The sequence below is a fragment of the Collinsella sp. AF15-51 genome, assembly GCF_003462845.1.
Classification (GTDB): domain Bacteria; phylum Actinomycetota; class Coriobacteriia; order Coriobacteriales; family Coriobacteriaceae; genus Collinsella.
Map to the genome: position 1 here is coordinate 141003 of NZ_QRYG01000003.1, position 14304 is coordinate 155306.

Sequence of the window (14304 nt, forward strand, 5' to 3'; positions counted from 1 at the left end):
CATTCCTTTCGGGTTACAGCCCTGTGGACTATGCGAGCTCGTCGGCAATAGCTGCGACCTGCTCGGCCGTTTCGCACGAATACACGCGAACGTCGCTCAGCGTACGCTTGACCAGGCCCGACAGCGTTTTGCCAGGGCCGACCTCAATAAACGTGTCGATGCCCTGATTCTGCAGAGTATGCAGCGTGTCGACCCAACGAACGGCATGACTCACCTGATTGGCCAAGACATCCGATGCCGCTCGCGGGTCCGCCGGATAGGGCGCCGCCGTCATGTTTGCCATGACCGGAATCAGCAGCGGTGACGGCGCGTGGCCGGCTTGGATATACGTCGCCAGCCCCTCAGTCGCCTCGGCCATATAGGGGCTATGAAATGCGCCCGACACCGCGACTTTCATAGCGCGGCCGCCAGCCTCTTTTACTAGGACGTCGAGCTCCTGCAGCGCCTCGGGCGCTCCGGCAACAACCGTCTGCTGCGGACTGTTGTAGTTGACCGGCCAGCAGTCCTCGCCGGCCTGTTTTGCCAGGTTCTCGACTTGCGCCGCATCGAGCTTGATGACGGCGCGCATGCCGCCCGGATGGCGCTCGGCAGCCGCGGCCATCAGCGCCGCGCGCTCGCACACGAGCTCAAAGCCCGCTCGCGTATCGAACGCCCCCGCAAAGGTGAGCGCGGCGACCTCGCCAAGCGAAAAACCCGCACAGGCGGCAGGTACCACGCCGCGCTCACGCAGGGCGGCAGCCGCTGCCAGATCGTGAACGAACACGCACGGCTGCGTGTTCTCGGTCTGCGAGAGTTCCTCCTTGGAGGCGCTTCGGCACTGCTCACTGGTCCCCGGGCGCACCTCGTCGACAATGGCGAACACCTCGGCGGCCGCCGGCGATGCCTCGATCAGGTCGACGCCCATCGCGGGGTGCTGGGCGCCCTGGCCGGCAAACAGAAACGCTACGCCACCCATGCGCACGCACCCTTCAGGACGTGCTCGGCGCCATCGACTAGGTCGTCAACGATTTCACGTGCACTTTGGCGCTCGTTGACCATGCCGGCAATCTGTCCACACAAAAACGAGCCCTCTTCGTAATTGCCGTCCTTGGCGGCCTTGCGAAGGGCGCCCGTGCCCATGGCCCCGAGCTCCTCGACGCTTACGCCCGCCGCCTCGCTCTTGGCGTAGGCGTTAGTGAAGGGGCTCTTGAGGGCACGCACCGGGTGTCCCGTCGAGCGGCCGGTCGCACGCGTCGAGGTGTCGTTGGCCTTCAGGACCATCTCCTTGTACTGCTCCGATACGGTGCACTCATCTGCGATCAGAAAGCGCGTACCCACCTGCACGCCGGCGGCGCCCAGCATAAAGGCGGCCGCCACGCCGCGGCCATCGGCGATACCGCCAGCCGCAACCACGGGAATATCGACCGCATCGACAACCTGTGGCACCAGTGCCATCGTCGAGGTCTCGCCAATATGGCCGCCTGATTCGGTACCCTCGGCAACCACGGCAGTGGCTCCACGACGCGCCACGAGACGCGCCAGCGCCACCGAGGCAACGACCGGGATGACCTTGATGCCCGCCTCGTTCCACGCCTTCATGTACTTGGTGGGATTGCCGGCACCCGTCACGACGACCGGCACCCGCTCGTCAATCACGATCCGCGCGACCTCGTCGGCAAACGGGCTCATGAGCATGACGTTGACGCCAAAGGGCTTATCCGTCCTGGCGCGCAGCTCATGAATCTGGTCGCGCAGCCAGTTGGCGTCTGCGTTCATGGCCGCGATAATCCCTAAGCCGCCCGCCTCGGACACTGCGGACGCCAGCGAGGCGTCGGCGATCCAGGCCATACCGCCCTGGAACACGGGCTTTTCGATGCCGAGCAGATCGCAGAGAGGAGTCTTGAGCATCTCTACTTCTCCAATGCCGCCTCGACCGTATCGGCGAACTCGCCGACCGTCTTGGGGTTCTCCTCGGTATCGAGCTGGATGCCAAACTCGTCCTCAACGGCGACGAGGATCTCGACGGTGCCCAGACTGTCGAGACCAATCTCCTCGAGCGTGGACTCGGGCTTCATCTCGACGTCGTCAAGACCGGCGGTCTCGCGGATAACATCGCAAACGCGCTCGAAGGTCTTCTGATCTGCCATGGTAGTTCTCCTTTGTTTGTGCCCTAGGGGCGTTTTTATTTCCTATGTGCGACTACTTCCAACGAAGTAGATAGCCACCTATATCCAGACCGGCGCCAAATCCAACGAGGGCGATGGTGTCGCCCGTGTGAAGTGCACCGGCGTTTGCCAGCCGGTCGAGGGCAAGCGGAATGCATGCGCTCGAAATGTTGCCGGTCTCGCGCAGCGTTCGAACCACGCGCTTGTCTGGCACACCGAGGCGCTTGACCGCCTGACTCAGGATTCGTTCGTTAGCCTGATGGAATACAAAATGGTCGATGTCCTCGACCGAAATGCCCGCATCGCTCGCAAGCTTATGGACCGTGTCGCAAATCGCGTTGACGCCGAACTTGAACACGCGGCGGCCATTCATGGACAGCACGCTCTCGCTATCTGCGGAGGCCTTAAACGGCGAGGTGCCGACCAGACCGGGAACGCACAACGTCTCGACGTCGGGCGCCGTCGAAAGCTCAACGGCAAGGGGGCTGTCTCCCCCAGCCTCAATCACCGCGGCGCCTGCCCCATCGCCAAAGAGCACACAGGTGGCGCGGTCGGTCCAGTCGAGCGCGCGCGTCATCTGCTCGGCGGCAACGACAAGCACATGCTTGGCTCGTCCTCGGGCGATATAGCCCTCGGCGACATCGAGCGCAAATACGAAGCCGGCGCAGGCAGCCGAGACATCGAAAGCAGGGCACGTCGCGCCCAGTCGCTCAGCAACGGCACACGCCTCAGCGGGAACAAGGTGGTCACCCGTCGTCGTCGAGCAGACGATCAGATCCAGCTGGCTCGCGTCGATTCCGGACACCTGGAGTGCCCGCTCGCTCGCCGCTACGGCAAGGTCATCAAGTGACTCGGTGGTGCATACATGGCGGCTCTTGATACCTGTGCGGGTAAAAATCCACTCATCCGAGGTATCGAGGAACTCGGACAGCTCGTCATTGGAAACACTGCGCTTGGGAAGCGCCGAGCCTGTTCCAAGAATCGTGAAACCCATCACTAACCTCCTTTGAGTTGTTGACGTGTTTACATCGACCAAGAGAGGATAGCGCAATTTAGTCGTTGTTGACGTGTTAACATTAAATTGTCCAAATGCGACAAGGGCTTCACATTGTGTCTATCTCTCGACACCATTGCACGATTGCTTTATTAACTTAGGAGGTAGCAGCCGTTATGGATGCCAAATTAACGATAGTCGACGTAACCGGATCGACCAACGATGACCTGCTCGAAGCAGGAAAACAGGGAGCGACGCACGGCACAGGACTTGCCGCCCGGGCTCAGACAGCAGGACGCGGCCGGCGCGGCCACAAGTGGGATTCAACCGCCGGTAACCTATTGCTTTCGATTGTCCTGCGTCCATGCGTTAATCCTGCGAAGTACTCTGGTCTAGCTGCCGTCAGCGGCCTAGCGGTGCTCGAGGCGCTCGAAAAACAGGGTCTTGCAAACGAGATTGGCCTCAAATGGCCCAACGACCTGGTCGCGCGTGGACGCAAACTCGGCGGCATTCTGGTCGAGGCCGCACGCGATAACGAAGGCAAACCTTTCGCCGTCTGTGGCATTGGTGTCAATGTGAACTATGCGCCCCAAGAGGTGCCCGATGGCGGCCTGCCGGCAATCGGTCTCTCGGACCTTAACGAGAACGTTCCTGCTGTCGACATGCTCCTCGATGAGGTCTATCACGCAGTTATAGACGCTGTAGATGCCTGGGCAGAACGCCTCAACGCCATGGAAGAAAACACCGGACCGCTCGCGCCCGTCCACGGCGAATATGTCGCTCACCTCAATTGGATTGGAAAGCATGTTATCGCCCGCTCCCCTGCCGGTGACGAGCTGGCGCGAGGCATCTTTAAAACGGTCGATGGCTTTGGTCGTGCGTGCATCGAAACAGAAGACGGCTTGCGATTCTTCCATTTTGAGGAAGCGTCATTGCGCCCCTTGAGTGAGTAGGTCGTCACAGCCAGCCGCTCGGCAGCCTTACCCGGCGATCCAAACCCATCATGCAAAACAAAAGGGCCCCGCTACCGTAATGGCAGCGGGGCCCTTTAAGCTATAAGGAATATCGCTTAGAGCTTGATGTCGATGTCGACGCCAGCGGGGAGGTCGAGACGCATAAGCGAATCAACGGTGCCCGAGGTGGGGTCGAGGATGTCGATGAGGCGCTTGTGGGTGCGCATCTCGAACTGCTCACGGGAGTCCTTGTTCACGTGCGGCGAGCGGATAACCGTGTACAGGTTGCGCTCGGTGGGCAGGGGGACAGGACCGGAAACGCGAGCACCGGTCTTCTGAGCGGTCTCGACGATGAGCTTCGCGGACTGATCGACGACCTCGTGATCATAGCCCTTGAGGCGAATGCGGATCTTCTGGGTAGCCAACTTAAACCTCCAAAGAGTGCGAGAGATGTTCTCGCGGATTACGTAACAGGGAGCTCGAACTTAGGCGTTCTTGCTCATGACCTCGTCCACGATGGACTTGGGCGCGGGCTCATAAGAGTCGAACTGCATCGTGTAGGATGCACGGCCCTGGGTCTGGGAGCGAAGGTCGGTAGCGTAACCGAACATCTCGCCCAGCGGCACCTTGGCACGGATGAGCTTGCTGTTCTTGCGATCCTCCATGCCCTCGATCTTGCCGCGGCGACCGGAGAGGTTGCCCATAACGTCGCCCATGTACTGCTCGGGGGTCTCGACCTCGACAGCCATGATCGGCTCGAGCAGCTGCGGATCGGACTTCTTGAGAGCGTCCTTGATAGCCATGGAACCGGCGATCTTGAAGGCGGCCTCGGAGGAGTCGACCTCGTGGTAAGAACCGTCGAACAGGGTGACCTTAACGTCGAGGACCGGGAAGCCGGCGATAACACCGGTGTTCAGGGCCTCCTGGATGCCCTTGTCGATGGACGGGATGTACTCCTTGGGCACGACGCCGCCGACGATAGCGTTGACGAACTCGTAGCCGAAGCCCTCCTCCATCTTCTCGAGCTTGATGACGGCGTGGCCGTACTGACCGCGACCGCCGGACTGACGGACGAACTTGCCCTCAGCCTTCTCGACGTCGTGACCGGCGGTCTCGCGGTAGGCAACCTGGGGCTTACCGACGTTAGCGTCAACCTTGAACTCGCGGAGCAGACGGTCGACGATGATCTCGAGGTGCAGCTCGCCCATGCCGGCGATGATGGTCTGGCCGGTCTCGTGGTTGGTGGACACCTGGAAGGTCGGGTCCTCCTCGGCGAGCTTGGTCAGAGCCAGGGACATCTTGTCCTGCTCGGCCTTGGTCTTGGGCTCGATGGCAACGTCAATAACGGGCTTAGCGAACTCAATCTTCTCGAGGACGATCTCCTTGCCCTCGGCGCACAGGGTGTCACCGGTGGTGGAGTTCTTGAAGCCGACGCAAGCGACGATGTCGCCGGCGGCAGCGTCGTCACGGTCGATACGCTCGGCGGCATTCATCTCGAGGATGCGGCCGAGGCGCTCGCGCTGACCGTTGGAAGCGTTGACAACGTAGGAGCCGGACTCGGCGCGGCCGGAGTAAACGCGGACGTAGGTGAGCTTACCGACGAACGGGTCGGTCATGATCTTGAAGACCAGGCCGGAGAAGGGCTCGTCGAAGGAAGGATGACGCTGAATCTCCTCGCCGGTGTCCGGATCGGTACCGGTGACGGCCTCAACGTCGAGCGGGCTGGGCAGGTAGTCGACGACAGCGTCGAGCAGCTCCTGAACGCCCTTGTTCTTGTAGGCGGAACCCACGAAGACGAGGTTGAGCTCGTTGGCCAGAACGCCCTTGCGCAGAGCAGCCTTGAGCTCCTCGACGGTGAAGTCCTCCTCCATGAGGATCTTCTCCATGAGCTCGTCGTCAAAGCTGGCAGCAGCGTCAAGGAGCTCCTCGCGCTTGGTGGCAGCGATGTCGGCAAACTCAGCCGGGATCTCGTCCATCGGCTCGGGGTAGGTCATACCCTTCTCGTCGGCCTTGAAGTCCCATGCGGTCATGGTGACCAGGTCGATGACGCCCCAGAAGTTGTCCTCGGCGCCCATCGGGACCTGAGCGGCCACGGCGTTAGCGTCGAGACGATCCTTCATGGTCTCGATAGCGTTGAAGAAGTCAGCGCCCACGCGGTCATACTTGTTGATGAAGGCGATGCGGGGGACGTTGAAGGTAGAAGCCTGACGCCAAACGGTCTCAGACTGGGGCTGGACGCCGGCAACGGCGTCGAAGACGGCGACAGCGCCATCGAGGACGCGCAGGCAGCGCTCGACCTCGGCGGTGAAGTCAACGTGGCCCGGGGTGTCGATGATCTGGATGCGGTAGTCCTTGCCGTCCTTGTTCCAGAAGCAGGTGGTAGCAGCGGAGGTAATGGTCACGCCGCGCTCCTGCTCCTGAACCATCCAGTCCATGGTGGCAGCGCCCTCATGGACCTCACCGATCTTGTGGGTCTTACCGGTGTAGTAAAGAATACGCTCGGTCGTGGTGGTCTTACCGGCATCGATGTGGGCCATGATGCCGATGTTACGGGTATCGGAAAGCTTGTACTTAGGCTTAGCCATGTTAGTTCCTTACCTTAACTTACCAACGATAGTGAGAGAACGCGCGGTTGGCCTCGGCCATCTTGAAGACGTCCTCGCGCTTCTTGACGGAAGCGCCCAGGCCGTTGGAGGCGTCGAGGATCTCGTTGGCGAGACGCTCGGCCATGGTCTTCTCCTTGCGAGCGCGGGAGAAGTTGACGATCCAGCGGATACCAAGAGCGGTGGAACGACGGGAGTTGACCTCCATCGGGACCTGATAGGTAGCGCCACCGACACGCTTGGGCTTAACCTCGAGCGTGGGCTTGACGTTGTCCATAGCCTTCTTGAAGGTAGCGAGAGCGTCGCCACCCTCGGACTTCTCGGCAACGATCTCGAATGCGGTGTAAACGATGCGCTCAGCGGTGGCCTTCTTGCCGTCAAGAAGGACCTTGTTGATGAGCTGAGTCACCAGGCGGTTGTTGTAAACGGCGTCAGGCTGAACCTCACGACGATTAGCTGCTGCACGACGCGGCATGTGAAATCTCCTTAAGTGTCTACCGTGCGGCGCTCAAGACGGCACACGGCGAAAGTATCAAAACGTTATCTGGCTTATTTAGCCTTGGGGCGCTTAGCACCGTACTTGGAACGGGCCTGCATACGGTTCTGGACCGGAGCAGCGTCGTAGGCGCCACGGATGACGTGATAACGGACACCAGGGAGGTCACGGACACGACCGCCGCGGACGAGCACGATGGAGTGCTCCTGCAGGTTGTGGCCCTCACCCGGGATGTAAGCAGTAACTTCGATGCCGTTGACAAGGCGAACACGGGCAACCTTACGAAGAGCCGAGTTCGGCTTCTTGGGGCTCGTGGTGAAGACGCGGGTGCACACGCCGCGCTTCTGGGAGTTGTGCTGCAGAGCAGCGTTCTTGGACTTCTTGGGCACGGAACGACGGCCCTGGCGAACCAGCTGGTTAATAGTAGGCAAAGCGTACTCCTTCTCGAATGATTCCAGCTTTCTGTAAAGTGCAACGGCTTGAATCGAGGGGTCAGCATCCCCCTACGAAACACGCAGTTCGATAGGATACGTGCCGTTAGCTGTGTCGTCAACAGACCACGCCGCCGGGCGTATCCCAAAATAGCTATATTTCCGCAAAGCCTCCATAAAAGGAATCCCCGCCTGTGCGCAAGTGCCCATTCCAGCCGTCCATGTAACGCAAAAATGGCCGCTTCCCCTAGTGGGAAGCGGCCTCAAGTCTTACGAGTAGACGATGGTAAAGGGTACTTCTGTTTCGGTCTCTCCTGTTGATGTGCACCTCGTTCCCTCAAGGGTTACCGATACAACCTGATCGACATTGATGAGCCTTGCCGGAACCCAGATGTTCTCTCCGCTATTGCGCGCCATCGAAACATAGAAATTGTACGCCCCTGCGTCGTCATCTTCGATAATCTGCTCTGACCCATCCTTGTAGGTGACGGTCAGTTTATGATCAACTGCTTCATAGCCCAGATCATCGATGTGCGTCTGGATGGAAAACGGACTGATCTCGAGAGGCGAGTCATCGGAGCGGAGTTCTTTTGTATCGACGTGCGCTCCGACGTTAAACTCTGGCGTCGATACCTCGATCACCTTCGCATCCTCACCTTTGCCCTCCGTCCAACTGATATTCCAGGTGACCGCATGTCGTAAATCTCGATCGCGATTCCAAGATGCAAAGTACATCGTGCCGTTAATGACCGTGTCGCTTGATGTGTCTTTATCAATGGTGCAGCGTGTATCAGCCCATTCCTCGCCGAAGTTCATGCTGGGTGTACTGACGCCCCCTTCTTCTTCACCATAGAGAACAAGTTCGCCAAGCTCTGCCGCCGGCTTGTAGTAGTTAACGCCATTCGGATTGGACAATGTAAACGTCACAGCACCGCAACCGTTCTCGTCGATTGCCATCTCATGAATGTCGAGCGTATAGCCGTTGCCCTCGACGGACAGATTGACCTTCTGGACTGCACCCTCCAGGCTTTGAGGCGCGATACCATCACCAAACTCTCTGGTGTAGGTATATTTCGTCCCCGACGAGCCGCCATTTGTCCAGGTAACGGACTCTCCGTTGCCATGGTTTCCCCAGGCAGAGGCAAAATAACTGGAATTGACAACAGCGTAGGCGACCCCTCCGGTCGCCAGCACTCCGGCAAGACATCCGATTACGGCAACATACAGAGGCTTCGCGTGACCCTTTCGGCGAAGCGGCTCGCCAGCAGCGGCATAAAGAACACGGTCAGCAAGATCGCTATCGGCTTGGACGGACTCGAAGGCCTGCTTGATCTGGTTGGATTTCACGGTCGCCCTCCTCTAGGATGAACTTGAGCTTCGATCTGCCGCGAGCTAAACGCGTTCGAACGGTCGCGGCTGGCACATGCAGTAACTCGGCAATTTCTGAAGTCGAGAAGCCCAGATAGTAATAGAGCACGATAGGAATACGGAATCGCTCCGGAAGTCGCATAACGTCTGACAGGACCGCCTTGGTCTCCTCCTGCGCCGTCGAAAGCGAATCGGCCAGATTCTCAATATCCTCCACGCGCCTCCACGGCTTTCGAAAGAGAGATTTACATTCATTGATCGTGACCCGGATAAGCCATCGACGAAGATGCTCCCAGTTTTCAAATTGCGCGTCGCTTTTGAGCAACTTAAGAAAGACGTCTTGAGCGACATCGTCGGCGTCAGCGCGATCACGCAGATACGTCAATGCGATCCGAAACACGACATCCCGGTGGTCTTCGACCGCCTGTCTAAAAGCTTGTTCTTCCATAATCACCTCCCGGTGACATTAATGGTTCTCGATGAGGCCCTCACCATAGATACGCTCTTGTCGGGCGAAATGTTTCAAATTCAAGCATGAAAAACCGACCAAAATAAACCTGTCCCTTATTGGCAAAAGGAATCCCCTTCTGTGCGCGGGGGCGGATTCCCGGAACGGGCGGCCCGCTGTTTAAGTTTGCTGCTCTACAGTCCTGCACAAGACGGAAAGCACATTAAGTGCTTTCCTTTGCGTGCGGAACTCGCGACAAACTTTAACAGCGGGCCGCCCGTTCCGGGAATCCGACGTGCTCGTCGGGGCAACGTTCCTCACCAAAAAAAGACCCGCTCCCCTGTTGGGAAGCGGGTCTTTGGAAGGGCGGTTAACGTACTAGGAAATTATTCCTCGTCGTTGTCCTTGGCCTCTTCGGCGTCGTCGGTGTCCACGAGCTGGTTGAGCAGCTCGTCGAGGGAAGCCATGTCCTCGTTGATCGCGCCGTTGGCGGGAGCCTTCTTGTCGTCGATCGGGGCGCCCAGGAGCTCCTCGTCGGCGTCGGCGTGATGCGTCGGAGCGGAGGTACCCAGCAGGATGTCGTCCGGACCGTCGGGGCTAAAGACCATCTGCAGCAGCTGCGAGAGGTCTTCCTCGTCGGCAACGTCGTCGTTGTTCTCGAGGATGTAGAGCAGGTCGTGGGCCTCGAGGCCGTCACGGAGCTCCTCGATCGCCTTGGCGCCGATGCCATCGATGCGCAGCAGATCCTCCTCGGACTTGCCAACCAGGTCGCCGACCGTCTCGATGCCAACCTCGCTGAACTTGTTGGTCCAGCGCTGCGACACGCCCAGGTCGTCGAACAGGTACAGACGAGCCTTCTCGGCGGAGATGGTGTGGCCGTTGCGGGTGAACGAACCGTCAGCACCACCGAACTCGTCGTAGCCGGCCCAGTCGAGCTGCTGCGGGAGCTGCTCGTCCAGGTCCTTGAGCTCCACAGGAGCCCACTCGGGCAGCGACTTGGCGTTGGGCGAAGCCGGGCCGTCGATGTCCACGTAGCCGTCGGCCGTGCGATACGTCAGCTTGGCGTTGGCGTACGGCTTGAGGCCGGTACCAGCCGGGATCTTCTTACCGACGATGACGTTGGACTTAAGGTCGAGCAGGTGGTCGACCTTGCCCTCGATGGCAGCCTCGGTAAGGACGCCAGCGGTACGGATGAACGAAGCGCTCGACAGCCAGGAGTCGATGTTGGACGCGACCTTGAGCGTACCCAGGATGACGGGCTCGGCCACGGGAGCCTGACCGCCCAGACGGGCAACGCGCTCGACCTCGTCGGCAAACTCGTAGCGGTCGACGTACTGACCAAGTAGGTACTTGGAGTCGCCGGGGTTGGTGATCTGAACGCGACGCAGCATCTGACGTGCGAGCACCTCGATGTGCTTGTCGTTCAGGTCGACGCCTTGGCTGGTGTAGACGTCCTTGACGCTCTCGACGAAGGTGTGCATCGTCGACTCGATGTCGGTCAGCTTGCGCAGGTTGCGGAAGTTAACGAAGCCCTTGGTGATCTGGTCGCCGGCGCGAACCTCGCAGCCGTCCTCGATCTCGGGCATGAAGCGCACCGAAGCGGGGACGCGACGCTCGTCGAGGACACGGGTGTGATCCTCGGAGTCGGTGAGCGTCAGCACGTACTCGGACTTCTCGGGCTTAATCGAGAGGTGGCCGGAGTACGGAGCCAGCTCGGCCTCGCGACCCAGGATCTTCTCGTTGACGTTGCCGACGATATCGAACATACGGCTGACCGTAGGCAGACCCTGCGTAATATCGTCGACGCCAGCGACGCCGCCGGAGTGAATGGTACGCATCGTAAGCTGCGTACCGGGCTCGCCGATGGACTGGGCGGCAATAATGCCGACCGCGGTACCGATGGCGACCGGACGACGGGTGGAAAGATCCCAGCCGTAGCACTTCTGGCACACGCCGTACTTGGAGCGGCAGGTGAGCAGCGCGCGAAGCTTGACCTTCTTAAGGCCGGCATCGACCATCTTCTGGATGTCAGCGACCTTCTCGATGTAGCCGTCCTGCTCAAAGAGCACGGTGCCATCGGGAGCCACGACGTCCTCGATGAAGCAACGGCCGACGAGGTCGGTGTTGAGGTCGGTGGTGCCGGGGATGATGAGGTTGTAGGTGACGCCCTCGTGCGTACCGCAGTCCTCCTCGCGGACGATGACGTCCTGGGCCACGTCGACCAGACGACGGGTCAGGTAACCAGAGTCCGAGGTGTGGGATGCGGTATCGACCAGGCCCTTACGGGCGCCGTAGGTCGAAATGAAGTACTCGAGCGGCAGCAGGCCCTCACGGAAGTTCGCCTTAATGGGAAGGTCGATCGTCTCGCCGGACATGTCTGCCATCAGGCCACGCATGCCGCCGAGCTGACGCAGCTGGGTCTTAGAACCACGGGCGCCGGAGTCGGCCATCATGTAGAGCGGGTTCTCCTCGTCGAACAAGTCGAGCATGAGCGCTGCGACCTTATCGGTACAAGCGGTCCACTCGTTAACGACTTCGATGTGGCGCTCCGTCTCGTTGATGAAGCCCTCCTCGAAGTACTCGTTGATCTGGTCGACGTTGGCCTGGGCGCGGTCCAGCAGCTCCTGCTTCTCGGCAGGGATGAGAGCGTCCCACACCGAGATGGTGAGGCCGGCGCGGGTAGCGTAGTGGAAGCCGGAGTACTTGATGGCGTCGAGGATCGGGCCGACCTTGGCCTCGGGGTAGCGATCGCAGCAGTCCGCAACCAGCTTGGCCACGTCGCCCTTGACCATCTTGTAGTTCATGAACTCATAGTCTTCGGGCAGGCACTGGCGGTTGAAGATGATGCGGCCAATGGAGGTCTCGAAGCGCGCGGTCTTGTTGCCGGTGACGTCGTAGTCGACAAACTCGTTCTTGCCGTTTTTGACGCGGAAGATACGGGTGCCGTCCTCGTTGATGACATTGGCGTCGGCAGCGGACACGCGGACCTGAATCTTGGCCTGCATGTCGACCTCGGAGCGGCAGTCATAGGCGTGCAGCGCGTCGTCGAAGCTGGCGAACACGTGGTTCTCGCCCGGCAGACCGTCGCGGACCTGGGTCAGGTAGTACACACCGATGATCATGTCCTGCGAGGGGATGTTGACCGGCTTGCCGGATGCCGGCGAGCGCAGGTTGTTCGCAGAGAGCATGAGCACGCGGGCCTCGGCCTGAGCCTGGCTGGACAGCGGCACGTGGACAGACATCTGGTCGCCGTCGAAGTCGGCGTTGAAGGGCGAGCAGACCAGCGGGTGCAGGTGGATAGCCTTGCCCTCGACCAGAACCGGCTCAAAGGCCTGGATGGACAGACGGTGCAGGGTCGGTGCGCGGTTGAGCAGCACGACGCGGCCGTCGATGACCTCTTCGAGGATATCCCACACAAAGGTGGCACCGCGGTCGATAGCGCGCTTGGCGCCCTTGATGTTCTCGACCTTGCCAAGCTCGACCAGGCGCTTCATGACGAAGGGCTTGAAGAGCTCCAGCGCCATGGTCTTGGGCAGACCGCACTGGTGCAGCAGCAGCTTGGGGTCGGTAACGATAACCGAACGGCCGGAGTAGTCGACACGCTTACCCAGCAGGTTCTGACGGAAACGGCCCTGCTTGCCCTTGAGGGCCTCGGCGAGCGACTTGAGCGGGCGACCGCCACGGCCAGAGACCGGGCGACCACGACGGCCGTTGTCGAACAGGGCGTCCACGGACTCCTGGAGCATGCGCTTCTCGTTGTTCACGATGATCGCAGGGGCGTCCAGGTCGAGCAGGCGCTTGAGTCGGTTGTTACGGTTGATCACGCGACGATACAGGTCGTTGAGGTCGGACGCGGCAAAGCGACCGCCGTCGAGCTGGACCATCGGGCGCAGATCGGGCGGAATGACCGGGATGACGTCCAGGATCATGTTCGCGGGGCTGTTGCCGCCCTTCAGGAAGGCGTCAACGACCTCGAGGCGCTTAACGGCCTTCTCGCGCTTCTGCTTCTGGGAATCCTCGTCGGCGATGATGGCCTTGAGCTTCTCGGCCTCGGAGGGGAGGTCGATGGCAGCGAGCAGGTCGCGGACGGCCTCGGCACCCATGCCACCCTTGAAGTACATGGAGTAGTAGCGGGTCATCTCGCGGAACAGCGGCTCATCGGAGATGAGGTCGCGCTCGGTGAGCTTCATGAAGGCGTTGAAGGCGTCCGTGCGGAGCTGCTTCTCGTCCTTGCACTCTTCCTCGATGTCGACGATGCCAGAGGCGATCTCCTCGGGGGTCAGCGGCTCCTCGTCGGAGAACTCGTCAAAGTTCTCGGGGTCGCCCTGCTCCTTGAGGGACTCGATCTGGCGGGCGCACTCGGCATCGATCTCTTCCAGATCGGCGGCGAGCTCCTCGCGCAGGTCGTCAGCGTCGGCCTCGCGAGCCTCGTAGTCAACCTCGGTGATGATGTAGCTGGCAAAGTACAGAACCTTCTCGAGGTCCTTGGACTTGATGTCGAGCATACGGCTCATCGGGAAGCTCGTGGGGCTCTTGAAGTACCAGATGTGGGACACGGGAGCGGCGAGCTCGATGTGGCCCATGCGGTCGCGACGCACCTTGGCCGAGGTGACCTCGACGCCGCAGCGCTCGCAGACGATGCCCTTAAAGCGGATGCCCTTGTACTTGCCGCAGGAGCACTCCCAGTCCTTGGCGGGACCGAAGATCTTCTCGCAGAACAGGCCGTCCTTCTCGGGCTTGAGGGTACGGTAATTGATGGTCTCCGGCTTCTTGACCTCACCGTGCGACCAGGAACGGATCTGGTCGGCGGAGGCAAGGGAGATCTTTACCGAGTCAAAATCAGTAGCTTCGAAATCTGCCACAGTCA

The 14304-nt window shown here is 60.4% G+C and carries 12 protein-coding genes; 1 reads left to right on the forward strand and 11 read right to left on the reverse strand.

From position 1 onward, the window contains the following. Positions 1-28: 28 nt before the first annotated feature. From DWW51_RS02800 to DWW51_RS02815, 4 genes are read right to left on the reverse strand one after another with little or no spacing between them, the layout of a single operon-like run. Positions 29-955 (reverse strand): ACP S-malonyltransferase, encoded by a 927-nt coding sequence (locus DWW51_RS02800; RefSeq protein WP_117757103.1) that lies wholly within the window; start codon positions 953-955, stop codon positions 29-31. After that, complete coding sequence (fabK, locus tag DWW51_RS02805) at positions 943-1887, reverse strand: enoyl-[acyl-carrier-protein] reductase FabK (protein WP_117773454.1); 945 nt, start codon at positions 1885-1887, stop codon at positions 943-945. The genes DWW51_RS02800 and fabK overlap by 13 nt, the downstream gene beginning before the upstream one ends. A gap of 2 nt (positions 1888-1889) precedes the next feature. Next, positions 1890-2126, reverse strand: coding sequence for an acyl carrier protein (locus DWW51_RS02810; RefSeq protein ID WP_006235019.1), 237 nt, complete (start codon positions 2124-2126; stop codon positions 1890-1892). Between the two features lie 52 nt (positions 2127-2178). Further along, entirely contained in the window at positions 2179-3138 is a 960-nt protein-coding gene (locus tag DWW51_RS02815; protein ID WP_117646091.1) for a 3-oxoacyl-ACP synthase III family protein, read from the reverse strand. Between the two features lie 176 nt (positions 3139-3314). On the opposite strand from DWW51_RS02815, the gene DWW51_RS02820 reads away from it, so the two are divergent. Then, positions 3315-4091, forward strand: a complete 777-nt coding sequence (locus DWW51_RS02820) for a biotin--[acetyl-CoA-carboxylase] ligase (protein WP_117773456.1) — start codon at positions 3315-3317, stop codon at positions 4089-4091. A 116-nt stretch (positions 4092-4207) separates the two neighbouring features. Here the strand turns inward: DWW51_RS02820 and rpsJ are convergent, their stop codons facing one another. From rpsJ to DWW51_RS02855, 7 genes are all read right to left on the reverse strand, one after another. After that, positions 4208-4516 (reverse strand): 30S ribosomal protein S10, encoded by a 309-nt coding sequence (gene rpsJ, locus DWW51_RS02825; RefSeq protein ID WP_022094184.1) that lies wholly within the window; start codon positions 4514-4516, stop codon positions 4208-4210. A 60-nt stretch (positions 4517-4576) separates the two neighbouring features. Next, on the reverse strand, positions 4577-6676 hold the full coding sequence (gene fusA / locus DWW51_RS02830) for an elongation factor G (RefSeq protein ID WP_022094183.1): 2100 nt from the start codon (positions 6674-6676) through the stop codon (positions 4577-4579). 19 nt (positions 6677-6695) lie between these two features. After that, a complete protein-coding gene (gene rpsG / locus DWW51_RS02835) occupies positions 6696-7169 on the reverse strand; it encodes a 30S ribosomal protein S7 (protein WP_006235013.1) in 474 nt (157 codons plus the stop codon). 74 nt (positions 7170-7243) lie between these two features. Continuing rightward, positions 7244-7621, reverse strand: a complete 378-nt coding sequence (rpsL, locus tag DWW51_RS02840; protein WP_006235012.1) for a 30S ribosomal protein S12 — start codon at positions 7619-7621, stop codon at positions 7244-7246. Positions 7622-7891: 270 nt separating this feature from the next. After that, positions 7892-8968: a DUF4179 domain-containing protein gene (locus DWW51_RS02845; protein WP_117773458.1), complete on the reverse strand. Its 1077-nt coding sequence runs from the start codon at positions 8966-8968 to the stop codon at positions 7892-7894. Next, positions 8919-9437, reverse strand: coding sequence for an RNA polymerase sigma factor (locus DWW51_RS02850; protein WP_187364957.1), 519 nt, complete (start codon positions 9435-9437; stop codon positions 8919-8921). Before DWW51_RS02850 ends, DWW51_RS02845 begins: the two co-directional genes overlap by 50 nt. 386 nt (positions 9438-9823) lie before the next feature. Continuing rightward, positions 9824-14299 (reverse strand): DNA-directed RNA polymerase subunit beta', encoded by a 4476-nt coding sequence (locus DWW51_RS02855; protein ID WP_187361807.1) that lies wholly within the window; start codon positions 14297-14299, stop codon positions 9824-9826. Positions 14300-14304 lie beyond the last annotated feature (5 nt).